Consider the following 18,018-nt stretch of genomic DNA (forward strand, 5'->3'; position numbering starts at 1 on the left):
GCCGGTCAAAGCGCCGCGATGCTCCACTGGGCATCGTGGCGTTGACCGGGGACGAGACTGACCAGATCGGTGCCTGAGTTGAAGGCATCGGGAGGGCAGCTCATGGGCTCAACGGCCAGCCCGATCCGGTTCAATTCTGCTTCGGGCCGGTCTGCTGTGTGGACTTGCACCCACGGCAGAACCGTACCGTTCCAGCGCATGAGCACGCCGGTGCCTTCGGGAGAAACGACGCGTACTTCGACGTCGCCCGTGCTTTGGCCGCTATCCGCGCTAGCCTGCAGGCCCGTAAATGCGTGGTCAATTTCGGTAGTGTCCAACTCTCGCGGCCGCTGAAAATCGAAGTAGCCCGCCCTAGTGGTTGCAACATCGTCAAGAGTGGTGGGAAGCAGCCGCTCAGGCGAAACGCTGAGGACCTGTGCGGCCGGTAACTCAAGCGTCCACCGGTCAACCGTTCCGCTGCCCGCCACCAAATACGGGTGAGGTCCGACGCCGTAGGGAGCCGGATCGGTGCCGGCACCAATGTTCGTGGCCGAGATGCGCCACGTCATCCCCTGCTCGCTGAGCGTGTAAGCAGCCTCGATGGCCAGGCGGTGCGGGTACCCTTCCTGGGGCTCGATGACCGCGCCAAACGTCGCACTTTGCGGTGTCTGCTCCACTAGCTCCCACTCATTCCAGATGACCAGCCCGTGCAGTGCAGTCAGCCTGTCAATCTCGTTGACGGGCAACTGATAGCGCTCACCGCCAGAGGTGTAGGCGCCGTCGGCAATCCTGTTGGGCCAGGGTGCAAGGTTCGCTCCGCGGTATCCTGGGCGAATTTCATCTGCTTCAAAGGGGACCACTAAATTGCGTCCACGGTGGGTGAGCAAGCGCAGCGATGCACCCACCGACGCGATCACGGCCTGGTAATCGCCGGCATTCAGGATTGTTTGCGTTCCCGAAACCGGGCGGTTGGAATTGCTTTGCATGCGTTCTCCTCTGCGAGAATGTGATTATGAGCGAAAATGTGTCGGCAAATGCGCACCCGCCTGTCATGGCGGACGTGGCAGCCAAGGCAGGCGTTTCACATCAGACGGTCTCACGGGTGATCAACAACCATCCCAATGTAAGCGCCAAGACTCGCACCGTGGTGGAGGCTGCCATTGCCGAGCTGGGCTACCGGCGAAACACCGCGGCGCGGCAATTGGTGACCCGCCGTTCGGAGACGTTGGGCGTGGTTGCGCACAATATGGGGCACTTCGGTCCGGCACATATTCTGTTGGGAATTCAGGAAGCTGCCCATGCTTCCGGGTACGCGGTCAACACAGTCGGGCTGCCTGATGTCAGTGAAAAGGCCATTAGGGACACGGTTGAATACCACTTGGCACATCAGGTGGACGGGCTGGTGGTCATTGCCCCGCAGGAAGAAATTGTGCGCACCATCGAGCGGCTGAACCCGGGTGTTCCGCTGGTTGCCATCGGTGACATCGGTGCTGCCGGTGTGCAAAACGTCGGTGTTGACCAGCAGCGCGGCGGCTGGTTGGCCACCAAACATCTGATCGATCACGGCCACCGGAGAATTGCCCACATCATGGGGCCGGTGGATTGGCTTGACGCTCAAGCCCGGCGCCGCGGCTGGGAAGCTGCTTTGGCCAGCGCAGGTTTGGAACCGGGCACCTTGTTCGTGGGGGACTGGAGCGCAGAGTCCGGCTACGAAGCCGGCAAGGCCCTGATCGACAGTGGCGAGTGCACAGCGGTTTTTGTTGCTAACGATCAAATGTCCCTCGGCGTGATGCGTGCAGCGTACGAGCGCAAGCTGACGCTCCCGCGCGATCTTTCCATTGTTGGATTTGATGACAGCCCCGAATCTGGTTTTTACTACCCGCCGCTGACAACCATCCGACAGGATTTTGCTGAATTGGGCCGGCGCTGTGTAGGCATGCTCCTGGACGGGATCGCTGGCAATGATCCCTTGTTCTCGGTGCGCATTCAGCCGCACTTGATGGTGCGCGGCAGCACCGGGCCACGGCCCGCGGCACTGACGCGCAGCTAGCCTTCAACGCTGCTTGCACAGTGATTCCGGCAGCTTCCAGGCGCACTTTCTGGTCTTAAAATGCATCTTCTCTTGCATTGCAATTGTTAGCGTTCACAGATTTCATGTCAAGCGTTGCTCGATGAAGGCGTTGCGTGAGATGCGCATCACGGCAAACTATTAGCCAGTCTCTCCGGTAAGCCGCCGGCCCTGGGACTTTCGATTCGCCCTGGATTTCCGTAGCTGTAAGGAATTTTTCGTCCGGAAATGTGGAAAGCGACAACTGTTCAGCCCTCCACCCTCTTGACTTGGCTCGGCATTTCGGTAATGTTAGCGTTCACAACTAGTTTTCTTCCGGGTCGCCAAAGGAGGCGCGCCGGTCGCATTGGCTGAGAGGAACGCAAGGTGACGCAGGATTCATACGTAATCGGGGTTGATTACGGCACGCTGTCCGGACGGGCCGTGGTGGTTCGGGTGAGCGACGGCGCGGAGCTGGCCTCCGCCGTCGTCGAGTATCCGCATGGAGTAGTGGAGCGCTCCCTTCCGGGATCCCAAGACAGGCTGCCCCCGGAATGGGCTCTGCAGGTTCCTGAGGATTACCGGCAAGTGCTTAAGCAAGCGGTTCCGGCCGCCATTGCCCAGGCCGGCATTGACCCGGCCGACGTGAAGGCTATCGGTACGGACTTCACGGCGTGCACCATGGTTCCCACCACCGAAGATGGCACCCCGTTGTGCGAACTTCCCGAGTGGGCCAATGAGCCGCACGCATTTGTGAAACTTTGGCGTCATCACGCCGCGCAGCCCCAGGCTGAGCGCATCAACGAGCTGGCACGGGCACGTAAGGAAAGCTGGCTGCCGCGTTACGGCGGGCTGATCTCCTCGGAATGGGAATTCGCCAAGGGTCTGCAGCTGTTGGAGGAAGCTCCCGCGGTTTACGCGGCCATGGAGCACTGGGTGGAAGCCGCCGACTGGATCGTGTGGCAGCTGACCGGCAGCTACGTCCGCAATGCTTGCACGGCTGGCTACAAGGGAATTCTGCAGGATGGCAGCTACCCCTCCGTTGAATTCTTGGAGGCCCTGAACCCGGGTTTTGGCCGCTTTGTCATGGACAAGGTGGACCATCCCATTGGCAGCCTTGGCGATGTTGCCGGCCATCTGAGCGCCGAAGCCGCTGCATGGACCGGATTGCCTGAAGGTATCCCGGTTGCCGTAGGAAATGTTGACGCTCACGTCACGGCTCCTGCTGCGAAGGCCGTGCATCCCGGCCAGATGGTGGCCATCATGGGCACCTCCACCTGCCATGTCATGAGCTCTGCTCAATTGCGCGAGGTCCCGGGCATGTGCGGCGTTGTCGACGGCGGCATCATTCCCGGACTGTACGGCTACGAAGCCGGCCAGAGCGGCGTTGGCGACATCTTCGGTTGGTTTATCAAAAACTCTGTTCCAGCCAGCTACCTTGAGCAGGCAGCCAAGCAGGGCTTGGGCATTCACGAATACCTGACCTCACTGGCCGAGCGCCAAAACATTGGCGAACACGGTCTAGTCGCACTGGACTGGCACAGCGGAAACCGCTCGGTCCTTGTTGACCACGAGCTCTCCGGCGTTGTAGTTGGGCAGACTCTCGCAACCACACCCGAGGACGGTTACCGGGCGCTGCTGGAAGCGACAGCATTCGGCGCTCGCGTCATTGTTGAGACGTTCAATGCCGCAGGTGTTCCCGTGACGGAATTCATCGTTGCTGGCGGACTCATGAAGAACCAGTTGCTCATGCAGATCTACGCTGACGTACTGAATTTGCCGCTGTCCACGATCGGCTCGAACCAGGGCCCCGCCCTTGGATCTGCAATCCACGCGGCTGTGGCCGCCGGGCTGTACCCGGACATCATGGCAGCCTCGGAAGCCATGGGCAGCGTCAACAAGGCTGTTGTCAGCCCCATCGCAGAAAATGTTTCTGCCTACAACGCACTCTTCGCCGAATACACCCTGCTGCATGACTACTTTGGCCGCGGTGCCAATGAGGTCATGCACAGGCTCAAGGCGATCGCCCGCGAGGCGCAGACTACGTCCTCACTCAAGGCGGAGGTGAACGCGTGAGCTACTCAGCCGAAACCACTGCCGCAATTGCGGTCCTTCGTGAGGAATTGTGCACGCTTCATGCCGAGCTTGTCCGCTACGAACTCGTCGTGTGGACCGCCGGAAACGTCTCCGCCCGGGTCCCCGGCGCGGAGCTGATGGTGATCAAACCATCTGGAATTGACTATGACGCGCTGACGCCGGAATCCATGGTTGTCACCGACCTTTACGGAACCCCAGTGGACGGTGAGTGGGGCAATCCTGCACTGGCGCCGTCGTCCGATACGGCCGCGCACGCCTATGTCTACCGGCACATGCCCGAGGTGGGCGGTGTGGTGCACACGCACTCAAGCTACGCGACGGCATGGGCCGTGCGGGGCGAAGCCATTCCCTGCGTCTTGACCATGATGGGCGACGAATTTGGTGGCGAAATCCCGGTGGGGCCCTTTGCCTTGATCGGCGACGACTCCATTGGTCGCGGCATTGTTCAGACGCTGGAAGGCTCCCGATCGCCGGCCGTGCTGATGCAAAACCATGGGCCCTTCACCATCGGCGCCAGTGCCAAGGCCGCAGTGAAGGCCGCCGTGCTCTGTGAAGAAGTTGCCCGCACGGTGCACCTGTCACGCGAGCTTGGCCCCATGATTCCCATTGATAGCGCACACATCGACAGCCTTCACCAGCGCTACCAAAACGTCTACGGACAGTAACCCCTAATCACATCTCTTGTTTCGAAGGAATGAACATGTCTTCGCAGTTGAATAACTCTTTGTCTGAATACGAAGTTTGGTTTCTGACCGGAAGCCAGAACCTCTATGGCGAGGAAACGCTTCGTCAGGTGGCCGAGCAGTCGGCCGAGGTCGCCAAGACCTTGCAGGAATCGACCGAGATTCCCGTACGCGTGGTCTTCAAGGACGTGCTGAAGGATTCCGAATCCATCCGCCGTGCCGCCCTTGACGCCAATGCCGATAACAAGGTCATCGGCCTGATCGCTTGGATGCACACGTTCTCACCGGCCAAAATGTGGATTCGCGGGCTTGCCGAACTGAACAAGCCGCTCCTGCACCTGCATACTCAGGCGAATGTTGCCCTACCGTGGGCCGAGATCGATTTCGATTTCATGAACCTGAACCAGGCCGCACACGGTGACCGCGAATTTGGCTACATGCAGTCGCGCATGGGTATCAGCCGCAAGACCGTCGTTGGCCATGTGTCCAACCCGCTCGTGCGCGAAAAGATCGGAACCTGGACGCGCGCCGCCGCCGCCGTAGCCCAGATCCGGACCCTGAAAGTTGCCCGTTTTGGCGACAACATGCGCAACGTAGCCGTCACCGAGGGGGACAAAACCGAGGCCGAAATCCGCTTTGGCGTCTCGGTGAACAGCTGGTCCGTCAACGAACTCGCCGAGGCTGTGGATGCGTCCTCTGAGGCTGATGTTGATGAACTGATTGCCGAATACCTGCGCCTGTACGATGTGGCTCCCGAGCTCCACCCCGGCGCCGAGCGTCACGAGTCATTGCGCTACGGTGCCAAGATCGAACTGGGCCTGCGCAGCTTCCTGGAAGCCGGCGACTTTGGCGCCTTCACCACCAACTTCGAGGATCTTGGCGGCCTGCGCCAGCTCCCCGGCCTGGCCGTGCAGCGGCTCATGGCCGACGGTTACGGTTTCGGCGCGGAGGGCGATTGGAAGACTGCCGTGCTCATTCGTGCGGCCAAGGTCATGGGGGAGGGCCTGCCCGGCGGAGCCTCCCTCATGGAGGATTACACCTACCATTTGGTCCCCGGCCAGGAAAAAATCCTCGGCGCCCACATGCTCGAGGTCTGCCCCAGCCTGACCACCAGCAAGCCCTCCCTCGAGGTGCACCCGCTGGGTATCGGCGGCCGCGAAGATCCCGTCCGTCTGGTGTTCGACGCCGATCCCGGAATGGGCGTCGTCGTGGCCCTATCAGACATGCGCGAACGCTTCCGTCTCACTGCCAACAAGGTTGAGGTGGTTCCGCTGGATGAGCCGCTCCCCAACCTGCCCGTCGCCCGCGCCGTCTGGAAGCCGCTGCCCGACTTCGCAACCTCGGCCGCTGCCTGGCTTGAGGCCGGCGCCGCGCACCACACCGTCATGAGCACGGCCGTGGGTATCGAAGCGTTCCAGGACTTTGCCGACATCTTCGAGGCCGAACTTCTGGTCATCGATGAGGACACCACCCAACGCGGCTTTGTCCGGGAAATCCGTTGGAACCAGGCCTACTACCGCTTGGCCCAGGGCTTCTAGATAGTGAGCCTCTAGGAAACAAAGCGGCGCCCGTCCAGTTCCTCTGGACGGGCGCCGCTTTTCTATGGGAGTTTTCTATGTGAGATTTCTATGGTGAGTTAGGGAACGCTGAACATTTGGCACGGGCACGCAGCGGCGGGAGGTAGACGGTCAACATCCACCTGCCACCTGTCTTGAGGCTGCCAGCCAAGATCTGATAGGGCGTTGCTGGTATCCCAGCGCGTTGCCGAGTCCAGCGAAACAGCGTTGTAGATGCCAAATCCCGGGGGCCGGTCAAGGGCTGCCTGCACCAGCCGAAGCAGATCGGCCGCGGATAGCCACGTTTGGGCATATTGCTGCTCCGTGAGTGGCCACCCCGTGAGACCCAAACGCAGGCACGAGACCGCGCCGCCGACGGCCTCGTGATGTTCCCTGGCTAACGCTTCAATGGCCACTTTGCCAGCGCCATAAGGGCAGCAGGGCCGGGAAGTGTTTAGCGGACTGATGCCTTGTGAACCATCGCGGTACTCTAGGCCGTTGGCGTGCACGGAACTGGCTATCACCAGGCGTTCGACCTTGTATTCAGCGGCGGCCTTGAAGACATTCTCAGCCATGACCACATTCCCCCTAGCCTCGGTGGCCGAAGCGGTCGGGGAGGCGTTGGCGGCAAGGTGAATAACGACGTCGGACCTCCTGACGCACGCTCTGGCGAAGGCGGGGTCCAGCAGATCGCCCACGAGCAACTCGTCCTCGGCAAACACACTTCCAGAGGGCGAGCCAGAGGGCGGGGCCGTGCGGTCCGTGATGCGGAGGTGGTAGTCGCGCCGCAATTCGGCCTGCAAGAGCTGTCCCACAGTGCCCAATCCGCCCGTAAGCAAAAGCCGTCGTTTCACGCCCGGCCCATCCCTTCGTGTTACTTGCTGATGCCGACAGTCATGCCTTCAACTATGCGACGCCCAAGCCAGATAAACAAAGCCAGAACAGGCGTGACCACGAGGACGATGCCGGCAAACAACCCGCCCCAATCGGCCCCGTTGAACTGGGACTGGTCAAGGAAAGCGAGCAGCGCAATGGGAAGGGTCCGATTCTCCGCCGTGGTGAGCATGACCAGCGAGAACAGTGTCTCATTCCAGCCGCTGATCACCGCCAGCATGAACGCCGTGACCAAGCCAGAGCGGGCCAGTGGCAAAACGATCTGAATGAAGGTGCGGATGCCGGAGGATCCGTCAATGGCGGCGGCCTCCTCAATTTCCACGGGCAGTGAGCGGAAGAACCCCGCCAGCAGAAAGACCGTGAACGGTATGCCCAACCCCACCATGACCACAATGAGGCCCTGGATACTGTTGATCATTTTCAGGTGGGAGAGATCCTGGAACTTGGCCATCATGACGTAGATCGGCACCAGCAACACCTGTCCCGGAACACCCAGACCCAGCACGAACATCAAAGTGAATGTCGAAGACAACCTCCGTGTGGACTTGGCCAACACGTACGCGGCCGGCGCGGCGATGGCCACCACCAACAAGGAAGACACCACGGTGGCCACTACAGAGTTAATGGCGGCAATGCCGAAACCTCCGGTGTTCCAGGCCGTGGCGAAGTTTTCCCAGTGAGGCTGGGTGGGCAGGCCCAGAGGATCGCGGGCGATGTCGCGGGTATCGCGCAGCGACGTCATCACCATCCAGACAACCAAGAAGAGGTTGAAGGCCACCAAGAGCCAGACAATGGCCCGGCCGATCATCCCGCCGATGGTGGGCCGGGACTTCATACTTGACTTGCGCCGTCGAACTTTCAGCGGCGGACGGGTCGCCACTGACTCCGCCACAGGGGCCGTCGGGGACTGTGTTAGAACCTGATTCACTGCTGCACCCTTTGCTTGCTAGATTTCAATGGCTTCACGGCGCAGCATGCGTCGCAGGCCGATGGTCAGAACGGTCACCAGCGCAAGACTGACGATTGCGGCCGCCGCGGAAACACCGAATTCGCGGGATCCGCCGCCGAAGGCAGCTTGGTAGACATAGAGCGCTGTAGACCAGGTACTGGCCGGAGGGGCCTGCGCGGTGGATCCGCCAAATACCAGGATCAGCTCGAAAACCTTGACCGAGCTCATGGTCCATAGAACAGCGCAAACCGAGATGACGTCCCAGGCAAGGGGGAGCGTCACGTGGCGGAACTTGGCCCAAGGGCCTGCACCGTCAAGGCCGGCGGCCTCGTAGTAGTAGGCCGGGATTTGGTCGACGGCGGACATGATGATGGTGGTGAAGTAGCCCGTGGCGCTCCAGATCATCACGATCATGATCAGGTTGAAGAGGTTGTCTTGGGCAAGCCACTTGGGCGGGTCGGTGACTCCCACTGCGGCAAGGATCTTGTTCAATGGCCCGGCTGGGCTGAACAGGAAGCCGGCAAAGATGCCGAACACCATGGCGTTGATCAGGGTGGGGAAAAAGAGGACGCTGCGGACAAATTTCCGCCCCGTCATGTCCCTCAGGATCATGGTCAACGCGAAGGCAAACACAAACGTGACGATTCCGACAACGAAAAGGATCTTCAGCGTATTGCCAATGGACCCAACAAAGATGGGGTCCTTGGCCAGCTGAATGTAGTTCTCTGCTCCACGCCACTTGAGCTCGTTGATGCCGTCCCACGTGTGCAGGCTAAGCCAGCCGGCGTAGAGGATCGGGACAACGTAAAACAAGACCATTAAGATCAACGCGGGCAGCAACATGGGCCAGTACAAACGACGCCTGCTGCGTTCAATGGCGGACATGCCGGCACGCGGACGGCCAGTGTTGCGTCCGCGTGCCGGGAGAATAGCTGGAGCAACCACGGTTAGCCCTTGGCGTTCCAGTAGGCGATGGATGCCGCTTTGGCTTCCTTGACGTATTCCTCAGCGGTGACCTTGCCAAGGAACAACTTGTCGAACGTGGGGTTGAAGCCCTTGTCGATGATGTCGCTGGAAATGCCATCGGTTGGCAGCCTGGTTGGGTTGTCGGCCAGGATGCTGGCAACGTCTGCCAACTGCGCGGGCGCTTCAACATCGGGGCGCGCCGAGAGGTTGTTGGCCTCTGTTGAGATCCCGCCCATGCGGTCCTTGTTGCTGAAGTAGCTAATGAACTGCTTTGCCGCTTCAGGATGTGCAGCCTTCTTCGGGACTGTGAAGCCGAAGAGCAGGGTGTCGTTCGCCGTCGTGGAGCTGGCGGATGTCGTGGGGAAGTTGAACGCACCGTAGTCGAAGCCCTCGGCGGCATACTTTTCAGTCTCGGCCGGGGCCCAGCTGCCCATCAGGAAGTACAGGGCCTTGTTGGCTGCCCAGGCGTTCTGCTGTTCGGGGTACTTGGACGCGTCATAGCCCTTGATGACGTAGCCCTTGCTGACAAGTTCCTGAATCTGCTGGGCGGACTTGAGCACGCCGGCATCGTCCCAGGCAGCGCCGGTCTTGTCTTCCATCAACTTCTGGAATGCGCCGTCGCCCATGTTTCGGTTGATCAGGTAATCAAACCAGTAGGAGTTGGCCCAGGTGGCGTCACCGTCAGCGGCGATGCAACCCATCTTGGCATCAACTGCCTTCTGGCAGTTGGCCAACAGTTCTTCCCACGTTGTGGGCGCAGTGGGTGCCACGGTGTTGGCTTTGTTGTAGAACACGGAGACATTCGAGACCGAATACGGCACCATGTAGTTCTTCACATCGCCGCCATAGGTGGGCAGGATGTCAAAGTATTTTGCGGGGATCACATCAGCAACCGTGTGCTCATCTTCACCGGGAATCTTGGTGGCAAGGACGTCCGTCAAATCTGCCGCTTGATTGGTTGCTGCCAGTGCCGGACCGATCTTGTCGTAAGCCTGGTCAACGAGGTCCGGCACGTCGCCGGAGAGCAGCCCGGTGGTCACCTTTTCTAGGACCTTGCGGCCCTGCCACTGGACATCGACCTTGATGCCCGTTTCCTTCGCGAACTCATCCAACGACGTCTTCAGGACGGCAGCCTGGGGTTCGGTCTCGGTCCACATGGACCAGTAGGTCAGTGACTTGCCGCTGTCGTCAGGGGAAGCTGATGTGGTGGTGCAGCCGGAGGCCGTAAACGCCACGGAGGTCGCCAGAATGGCGCCGGTGGCAACCTTGAGCCACGCATTTCGGTGAGTCATTGGTGGTTCCTTCGAATAGGTCCGATGTGGTGGATGCCCCTAGCCGGAGGCCGGCGTGGTGCTGTGTGAGTATAGTCACAGGATTCCTTGACTTGTCAATTCAAATTACAGTTAATTCATCCCATGTCATAACTATCTGCCCTTATTTTTACCATGTTACGCGTAACTCCGTAGTTGTGAAACGTATTCTGTAAAAAGAATTGACAGCTCCTGAACAAGGTGACACATTGAACTCCACGTTCTACGTGCCGTTTGTGCCGTTTGCTCGGCGCGCTGGTGGCCCCTTTGATGTGCCGCCCACAAGACCTGACCCATGGGAGAAGCATGAAGATTACCAAGATAGAAACCTTCCAGGTCCCCCCGCGTTGGTTGTTCTTACGTATGGAAACTGACGAAGGAGTGGTGGGCTGGGGCGAGCCCGTCGTCGAAGGCCGTGCCGATAGCGTGGCCGCGGCAGTCAACGAGATGTCCGGCTATCTCATCGGTCAGGACGCCACCAGGATCGAGGATCACTGGCAGGTGCTGACCAAGGGCGGCTTCTACCGAGGAGGACCAGTCTTCTCCAGCGCAGTTGCAGGTATCGATCAGGCGCTATGGGATATCAAGGGAAAATCGTTGGGCGTGCCGATCTATGAGCTGCTGGGTGGGCCGGTCCGGGACAAGGTGCGGATGTACACCTGGATCCATGGGGACAGCCCAGAGCAGTTGGCCGAATCCACCCGCATGGCCATGGCCGCCGGATTCGACGCCGTGAAGTTTTGTCCTGCCACGAAAGTCCTGCCGCTGGATACCGCGGCTTCCATTCGGAGCATGGTCAAGAATCTTGCTGCCGTCAGGGAGGCCGGAGGCGACGAGCTTGACATTGCCCTGGATCTCCACGGCCGCTTTACCCCGGCCATGTCCCGCCGCGTGCTTCCGTTGATGGAGGAGTACCTCCCCCTCTTTGCCGAGGAGGTGGTGGTTCCTGAACTTTCTGCCGATCTTGGCCCGATCGCGCAGGCAACCTCCATTCCACTAGCCATCGGTGAACGGCTCTATTCGCGCTGGGACTTCAGGGCCGTACTTGGCAATGGGGTCAGCGTTGTACAGCCGGATCTCAGCCATGCCGGAGGTATCTCCGAGGTTCGCCGCATCGCCGCAATGGCGGAGGCCTATGGTGCACTTTTGGCGCCGCATTGCCCCCTTGGCCCCATTGCGCTGGCCGCCAGTTTGCAGGTGGATATAGCCAGCCCCAACTTCCTGATTCAGGAACAAAGCCATGGCGCTGGATATGCACAAGGACCGAATCTCTTCGATTACCTCCTCGACCCGGGCGTCTTGGACATGAGCTCGGGGTGGATTGATCGCCCACAGGCGCCAGGTCTTGGCATCGAGATTGACGAGGAAAAGGTCCGGTTTGAGTCCAAAACACCCCATCACTGGCGCAATGCGGTGTGGCGCCAGTCGGACAACTCCTTCCTGGAATGGTGACGAACGTGCCACGAATATTTACAGCCACACCGGCCAGCGAATTGCGTGCCGAACTCGGGGAAACCCCGCGGCTTGATCCGCGGACAGGGGAGGTCATCTGGACCGACATCACCGCTGGCAAGGTTCATTTTGGTGCTGTGCGAGAAGACCGGATTGAGTGGCTGCGCAGCTTTGACGTTGGCGGAATGTCCGGCCCCGTGACACCGCTGCCCGATGCCGGCGCCGGCTGGATCATGGCCAGGGAACAGGAACTTGTCCATGTTGCGCAGGACGGGTCCCTAGAATCCCTGGCTACCCCTGAAGCCGGCCGCAACACGGGCTTCAATGACGGCGCCGCCGACCACCGGGGGAATCTGTGGGTTGGTTCCATGGGCCGCGATGGCCTCCTCGGCGCTGGCCGGCTCTGGCGCATCGACCTTCGCGGAAACGCCACTATGGCCATGGACGGGATTGGCATTTCCAACGGCCTGGACTTCACCTCCGACGGCGGCACTGCCTATTACGTTGATACCGTGACGCGCACCCTCGAACGCTTGGAGCTCAGCCCCGACGGCACCATTGCCGCGCGGCACTGCCTCGTGGAATTCCTGCCCGGGGAGGGCGACCCCGATGGCTTGGCCATGGACGATGAGGGCTGCATCTGGGTGGCCATGTGGGATGGCTGGGCTGTGCGCCGCTACTCGCCCGGTGGTGAGCTACTCGCCGTCGTGCAGGTTCCAGTTGCCAGACCAACAGCGGTTTGCTTTGTCGATGAGCTGTTGCTCATCACCACCTGCGGTGCCTGGCTGCCGGAAGGTTGGGAGCAGGAGCAGCCCGACGCCGGCCGAATGTTCTCCGCGCGGGTGGGTGTCAGCGGGGCGCCGGCCAGGCCTTATCGAGGTCAGCTCCAGATCACCGTGCCGCCAGAGGACATTTCATGATTGACGTCATGACCTTGGGGGAGACCATGGCCGTTGTGGCTCCCGAGCCCGCCGGACCGCTCGAGACGGCTGTGTCCTTCACGCTCGGCACGGCAGGCGCCGAGAGCAATGTTGCCCAATATCTAGCCGAACGCGGACACGCGGTGGCTTGGGCAAGCCGGGTGGGGGATGATGCCTTGGGCAGACGTGTTTCGAGTGAACTTTCCCGCAGCGGCGTCGACCTCTCCTACCTTGGAATCGATGCCAGCGCCCCCACCGGCGTGATGTTCAAGGACCCCGGTGCCGGGTCCACGCGCGTGCAGTACTACCGCGCCAATTCGGCGGCCTCGAGGATGGGACCGCAGCTGGTGGACGGGCTGCCGTGGGCGCGGATGGGGCTGCTGCATCTTTCCGGCATCACGCCTGCGCTTTCCGCCAGTTGCCATTCGCTCATGCTTGCGTTGTTCGCCCGCGCAGCGCAAGAAGGCGTCGGCATTTCCTTCGACGTCAATTACCGGGCCGGACTGTGGCCTGTTGCCGTAGCCGCGCCGGTGCTGCTTGAGTTTGCCGAGCAATCCGACATTGTTTTCGTTGGGCTCGATGAGGCGCAGTTGCTGTGGCCAGGCCTGACAGCTGCCGATGACGTGCGTGCACTCATTCCTGGCGCCGGCCGGCTCATTGTCAAGGACGGCGCTATTGGGGCCACCGAATTTGAGGGTGAGGAAGCCACTTTTGTGCCGGCCAATACCGTGGATGTGGTGGAGGCGGTGGGTGCCGGTGACGCTTTTGCCGCCGGCTATCTCTCTGCCATGCTCGACGGCGGATCACCCACCCAACGCTTGGGTCGGGGCCATGAGTTTGCCGGCCGGGCACTGGCCAGCACAAACGATTTTCAAGCGACAAATGAAGCGGTGGTCTGCAATGAGTAATGAGTATTTCGACAGCATGTTTTCCACGACCCCCGTCATGGCGATCCTGCGGGGAATGGGCGCCGAACGCACACTGAAGCTGGCACACCTCGCGTGGGATCTGGGGATCGAGTCCGTTGAAGTTCCCATCCAATCGCCGAGGGATCTTGAGGCTCTTCGGGCCGTGGCCGCTGCCGGCCGGGAGCGGGGCTTTTCCGTCGGTGCCGGAACGGTTGTCACGGTGGACCATGTTTCCCAAGCTGTGGACTTCGGTGCCGCGTTTGCCGTGAGTCCAGGCACCGACAGGGTGATCGTTCAGGCCTGCCTCGACGCTGGCCTGCCACAGCTGCCCGGTGTCGCCACAGCAAGTGACATTCAGCTAGCGGCCAGCATGGGTCTTGGCTGGGTCAAGGCGTTCCCGGCTTCGGTGCTTGGAACGGCGTGGTTGAAGGCCATGAAAGGACCATTCCCGGGCATCAATTTTGTGGCGACCGGAGGGATGGACGCCCACAACGCGGGCGACTATCTGGGTGCCGGTGCCAAGGTTGTGGCGGTAGGTTCTGCATTGGAAGACCCGTTGCAGCTTGAGCTTCTGAGTCGATTGGCGGCTGGGCGGTTTGACAGTCTAGGACTGCAAGGGAAAGATTCAACAAATGCAGACTAAAGGCGGCGCCCTCAAGGGACTGCGAACCAACAATAGGCGCCAGGTGCTGGAGCTGCTACTCAATGAGGGGCCCATGCACAGGGCCGAGCTCGCACGACGCATGAAGACGTCCCGGACTACCATCACGAACATCACCAACGAGCTGCTGGAACGTGAAATTGTTCTGAACCGGGCCCCCGACGATTCGGGGCATGGTCATGAACTCATTGCCATCAATCCGGGCGCCGGCTACAGCTTGGGCATGGATTTCACGCTGGACAAGGTGGCCATCAACGTCTCCGACCTCGCCAGCAATACCGTGGCCGAGACCTCCTTGGCCGTGGATGTCACCGACACGGCTGAGACCCGAGTTGCGGCAGCGGCCGCCGTCGTGCGGGAATTGCTGTCTTCCTCGGGCATTGCCGATTCAAGTGTCGTGGGCATCGGGGTTGGTGTGCCGGGTCAGATCGACAGGCGCACGGACCGGGTGGGCGGTTCCATCCCGGGCCAGGCGTGGTCCTTGGTGGATGTTCGCACGACGCTTGCCAATCACCTGCCGTTCCCCATTTTTCTAGAGAACAACTCACGGCTTGAGGGCTTCGCCGAGAAGCAATGGGGAGCCGGCAAGGACAGCGAAAACATGCTGTACCTCAACTTTTCCAGCGGCGTGGGGATGGCGCTCTTCGACGACGGCCGCCTGTTCCGTGGCAGTATCGGGGCAGCCGGCGAGGTGGGGCACATGTCAACGGACTTGAATGGCCCGGTCTGCCCGTGCGGCAACCGGGGCTGCTTGGTCCTGCGTACCGGAACGGCCCATGTGCTGGCGCTGTTGCGCCCGGCTCTTGGCGCAACAGCCACCTGGGACGATGTGTTGACTGAAACGCAGGCCGGCAACGTCACCTGTCTGTCCGTGTTGTCCGAAATCGGTACCATGACCGGCCGTTTCCTCGCCGGTATCTCCAATTTGTTGGACCCCGAGCTGATGGTCATTGGCGGAGAGCTGGCCCAAACCGGCGAACCGTTCATGGGCCCGCTAGCATCCGCCTTGAAGCTTCACACTCTGCCGCTGACAGGTTCGCACGTCACGGTTGTCCAGGCTGCGCTACCACCGGGTGCGGCCACCGGGGCCCGTGGTGGTGCCGCCTTGGCGCTACGTGAAATGGCGGGAACTTCCTCGATCGACAGGCTCGGCGCTTAGCGGCTTAGCGACTCAGGGGCCTAGCCGAAGTCCACCTCAACAATTTGATCATCATCGGGCCCAGGGTTGCCCCTGCCATCGCTGTTGTTGGTGATGACCCAGATGGTTCCCTCGGGAGAAACCACAACGTCCCGGAGGCGGCCGAGTTTGCCCTGAAAGTAGTCCGTAGCTGTGCTCGGGTTCGCAACGGGAACGGTGCGCAGAACCTCACCCCGCAGATTGGCAAGGTAGAGGGCTCCGTCCAGATAGGCCATGCCGCTGGGGCTGGCCGTCTCGGGTGTCCACTGCTGGACGGGGTCGGTGAAGTCGCCGGTGGTGGCGATCCCCACAACCGTTGGCCACCCGTAATTGGCGCCGGCCGTGATGATGTTCAGCTCATCCCACGCGTTCTGCCCGAACTCGGTAGCGAACATGGTGCCGTCATCGGCCCAGGTCAGGCCTTGCGGGTTCCGGTGTCCGTAGCTGTACACGAGGGATCCGGGGAAGGGATTGTCCGTGGGCACACCGCCGTCGGGCGTCATGCGCAGAATCTTGCCGCTCAGGGAGTCCACGTCTTGGGCGTTCTCTCTCTGCCCTGCATCGCCCACCGTGGCGTAGAGAAAACCGTCCGGGCCGAAGGCGAGACGGCCGCCGTTATGGTTGTTGGCCTTGGGGATCCCCTCGAGGATGGTCTCCGGCGAACCCAGCACCAGCTGCCCGGGCGTTCCTGAAACGGTGAAGCGCTGGATGCGGTTTCCCGCGGCGCCGGTCGAATATGCATAGAGGCGATCTTGATCGTCAACGGCCAGACCCAACAGTCCACCCTCACCCGCGGCAGCCACACCCGGGACCGTGCCAATCGCGCGGGACGTCCCGCCGTCGGACAATTCCAAAATCCGGCCGCTGTCACGCTCGCTGACCAGGGGCGTGCCGTTGCGGAACACCACAGACCAGGGCGCATCGAGCCCCGTCGTCACCGTTTTAATGTTCGACGTCGGCACCTGGCTCCCGCTTTCCGGCGTCGGGCGCTGTGGCGCGGGAGTTGTGCAGCCGGCCAGGGCCAGCAATGTTGCCAGCGAAACTGCCATGAATTGCTTTCGTGGCATGGTGTTCTCCTTCTCGGCGGATACCTTATATACAGTGTGGCGAGGTCGGTGGCGAAGCGATAGCAGTATCTGCACAGGAGCTAATGGCGCGCCGGAAACGCTGAGCGTCGTGCGGTGACGACGATGACCAATGCAGCAATGGCAAGCCCAATCATCAGGGCAGGCAGGACCATTCCGTCGTAGACGGTGATCAGCACGGCGCCGAGAACGCCAGCCGCAAAGATCGCGATGTTGAAGGCCACTCCGAGTAGGGAGTTGGCCATATCGGCATTTTCACCGCTGGCCTCGCTGATGGCCGTCTGCAACTGCGGGGCCGCACCGCCAAAGGCAACTCCCCACAGAACCAAAGCCAGAAGTACGGCGATGAGTGAGTGGCTGCCCAGCAAGAAGATCACGCCGGCAATCATGAAGAGCGAGACGCTGGCAAGGACAAGCAGACGAGGGGCGCGGTCGATGAGTGAGCCGGTGATCCAGAGCCCGATCAGGGCGGACACGCCAAACACAACCAGGGCGACGTCGACCGTCAGGGACATGCCCGCGGCGCGAAGGTACGAGGCGATGTACGTGTAGACGGTGTTGTGCGCGAGCATCCAGACAAAGATGACCACCAGGATGACGGCAACGCCGGGGATGGTGAAGACCTTGGCAATGGAGATTCGGGATTCGGCCCGCTGGCCCGGGGCATTGGGGATGATGATCAGGGCTAGGACTGCCGTGAGGATCGTCAGGGCAGAGAGAATACCGAAGGACCAGCGCCAGCCAAATGTTGTGCCCAGCCAGGATCCCAAGGGTGTGCCTACGGCCAGGCCGAGCGGGGTTCCGATGGAGGCGATGGCGAGTGCCCGGCCGGCCAACTCAGGGGCCGTGATGCGGCGGGCGTATCCGGCCAACATTCCCCACAGCAAACCGGAGAATGCTCCGGCAACAAAACGTGCGGCCAACGTCAGCGCAATATCAGCGGAGATGGCTGCAACGGTGTTAGCGAGGAAAAATCCCAGGATGCCCACGAGGAAAACCGGTTTGCGCGCCATTCCGCGCGTCAACGCCATGGCGGGGAGAGTCAGTACCACGGTGCCCAAAGCGTAGGCGCTAACGAGCTGACCGGCGGTCCCTTCCGTCACATTCAGGCCATGCGCGATCTGCGGCAAAAGGCCAGCCGGCATGGTCTCGGTCGCGATCAGGATGAACCCCATCAGCGCCATGATCAGGAGGGCGGCTAAGGGCAGACGGCGCCCGGGTTTCGGCATGATTCCGCGCGCGGAAGGGGTGGATACTGAAGTCAAGGTAGCGGATTCTTCCTCTTGGTGTGATTACCTCCAGTTAACAGTGTTTGCCAGCTGCGGGGGAGTCCC

Annotated in this window: 16 protein-coding genes; 9 read left to right on the forward strand and 7 right to left on the reverse strand. The window is 61.2% G+C overall.

Going from position 1 to position 18,018, the window contains the following annotated elements; all coding sequences use genetic code 11:
• Window positions 1-5 precede the first annotated feature (5 nt).
• Window positions 6-965 carry an aldose 1-epimerase family protein gene (locus ACP7B9_RS01725; protein ID WP_425860168.1) on the reverse strand — a complete coding sequence of 320 codons (960 nt, stop codon included), beginning with the start codon at window positions 963-965 and terminating at the stop codon, window positions 6-8.
• 26 nt (window positions 966-991) lie between these two features.
• Between ACP7B9_RS01725 and ACP7B9_RS01730 the strand changes: the two genes are divergently transcribed.
• From ACP7B9_RS01730 to araA, 4 genes are all read left to right on the forward strand, one after another.
• Window positions 992-2,029 (forward strand): LacI family DNA-binding transcriptional regulator, encoded by a 1,038-nt coding sequence (locus tag ACP7B9_RS01730; RefSeq protein WP_425860169.1) that lies wholly within the window; start codon window positions 992-994, stop codon window positions 2,027-2,029.
• 384 nt (window positions 2,030-2,413) lie between these two features.
• The gene (araB, locus tag ACP7B9_RS01735; protein ID WP_425860170.1) at window positions 2,414-4,102 is read left to right on the forward strand and encodes a ribulokinase; all 1,689 of its coding nucleotides are present in this window, start codon (window positions 2,414-2,416) and stop codon (window positions 4,100-4,102) included.
• Window positions 4,099-4,788 carry an L-ribulose-5-phosphate 4-epimerase gene (locus ACP7B9_RS01740; protein WP_425860172.1) on the forward strand — a complete coding sequence of 230 codons (690 nt, stop codon included), beginning with the start codon at window positions 4,099-4,101 and terminating at the stop codon, window positions 4,786-4,788. The genes araB and ACP7B9_RS01740 overlap by 4 nt, the downstream gene beginning before the upstream one ends.
• Before the next feature lie 35 nt (window positions 4,789-4,823).
• Window positions 4,824-6,344, forward strand: coding sequence for an L-arabinose isomerase (gene araA / locus ACP7B9_RS01745; protein ID WP_425860174.1), 1,521 nt, complete (start codon window positions 4,824-4,826; stop codon window positions 6,342-6,344).
• Between the two features lie 98 nt (window positions 6,345-6,442).
• Here araA and ACP7B9_RS01750 read toward each other — a convergent pair whose 3' ends face one another.
• Genes ACP7B9_RS01750 through ACP7B9_RS01765 form a run of 4 tightly spaced genes read right to left on the reverse strand, consistent with a single transcriptional unit; the run spans window position 6,443 to window position 10,463 of the window.
• Window positions 6,443-7,216 carry an NAD-dependent epimerase/dehydratase family protein gene (locus ACP7B9_RS01750; protein WP_425860176.1) on the reverse strand — a complete coding sequence of 258 codons (774 nt, stop codon included), beginning with the start codon at window positions 7,214-7,216 and terminating at the stop codon, window positions 6,443-6,445.
• A 20-nt stretch (window positions 7,217-7,236) separates the two neighbouring features.
• Entirely contained in the window at window positions 7,237-8,184 is a 948-nt protein-coding gene (locus ACP7B9_RS01755; RefSeq protein ID WP_425860178.1) for a carbohydrate ABC transporter permease, read from the reverse strand.
• Window positions 8,185-8,202: 18 nt separating this feature from the next.
• Complete coding sequence (locus tag ACP7B9_RS01760) at window positions 8,203-9,150, reverse strand: carbohydrate ABC transporter permease (protein WP_425860180.1); 948 nt, start codon at window positions 9,148-9,150, stop codon at window positions 8,203-8,205.
• Window positions 9,151-9,152: 2 nt separating this feature from the next.
• Window positions 9,153-10,463 carry an ABC transporter substrate-binding protein gene (locus ACP7B9_RS01765; protein WP_425860182.1) on the reverse strand — a complete coding sequence of 437 codons (1,311 nt, stop codon included), beginning with the start codon at window positions 10,461-10,463 and terminating at the stop codon, window positions 9,153-9,155.
• A 324-nt stretch (window positions 10,464-10,787) separates the two neighbouring features.
• Here ACP7B9_RS01765 and dgoD point away from each other — a divergent pair, with 324 nt between their 5' ends.
• From dgoD to ACP7B9_RS01790, 5 genes are read left to right on the forward strand one after another with little or no spacing between them, the layout of a single operon-like run.
• On the forward strand, window positions 10,788-11,933 hold the full coding sequence (dgoD, locus tag ACP7B9_RS01770; RefSeq protein ID WP_425860184.1) for a galactonate dehydratase: 1,146 nt from the start codon (window positions 10,788-10,790) through the stop codon (window positions 11,931-11,933).
• 5 nt (window positions 11,934-11,938) lie between these two features.
• Entirely contained in the window at window positions 11,939-12,853 is a 915-nt protein-coding gene (locus ACP7B9_RS01775) for an SMP-30/gluconolactonase/LRE family protein (protein WP_425860185.1), read from the forward strand.
• Window positions 12,850-13,761, forward strand: coding sequence for a sugar kinase (locus ACP7B9_RS01780; RefSeq protein WP_425860187.1), 912 nt, complete (start codon window positions 12,850-12,852; stop codon window positions 13,759-13,761). The genes ACP7B9_RS01775 and ACP7B9_RS01780 overlap by 4 nt, the downstream gene beginning before the upstream one ends.
• 16 nt (window positions 13,762-13,777) lie before the next feature.
• Window positions 13,778-14,404, forward strand: a complete 627-nt coding sequence (locus tag ACP7B9_RS01785) for a bifunctional 4-hydroxy-2-oxoglutarate aldolase/2-dehydro-3-deoxy-phosphogluconate aldolase (RefSeq protein WP_425860189.1) — start codon at window positions 13,778-13,780, stop codon at window positions 14,402-14,404.
• A complete protein-coding gene (locus ACP7B9_RS01790; RefSeq protein WP_425860190.1) occupies window positions 14,394-15,581 on the forward strand; it encodes an ROK family transcriptional regulator in 1,188 nt (395 codons plus the stop codon). Before ACP7B9_RS01785 ends, ACP7B9_RS01790 begins: the two co-directional genes overlap by 11 nt.
• Window positions 15,582-15,601: 20 nt before the next feature.
• Here the strand turns inward: ACP7B9_RS01790 and ACP7B9_RS01795 are convergent, their stop codons facing one another.
• Window positions 15,602-16,666 (reverse strand): PQQ-dependent sugar dehydrogenase, encoded by a 1,065-nt coding sequence (locus tag ACP7B9_RS01795; protein WP_425860192.1) that lies wholly within the window; start codon window positions 16,664-16,666, stop codon window positions 15,602-15,604.
• A gap of 80 nt (window positions 16,667-16,746) precedes the next feature.
• A complete protein-coding gene (locus tag ACP7B9_RS01800; protein ID WP_425860194.1) occupies window positions 16,747-17,949 on the reverse strand; it encodes an MFS transporter in 1,203 nt (400 codons plus the stop codon).
• Between the last annotated feature and the right edge of the window lie 69 nt (window positions 17,950-18,018).

The organism is Arthrobacter sp. TWP1-1 (assembly GCF_049897845.1).
Lineage (GTDB): Bacteria > Actinomycetota > Actinomycetes > Actinomycetales > Micrococcaceae > Specibacter.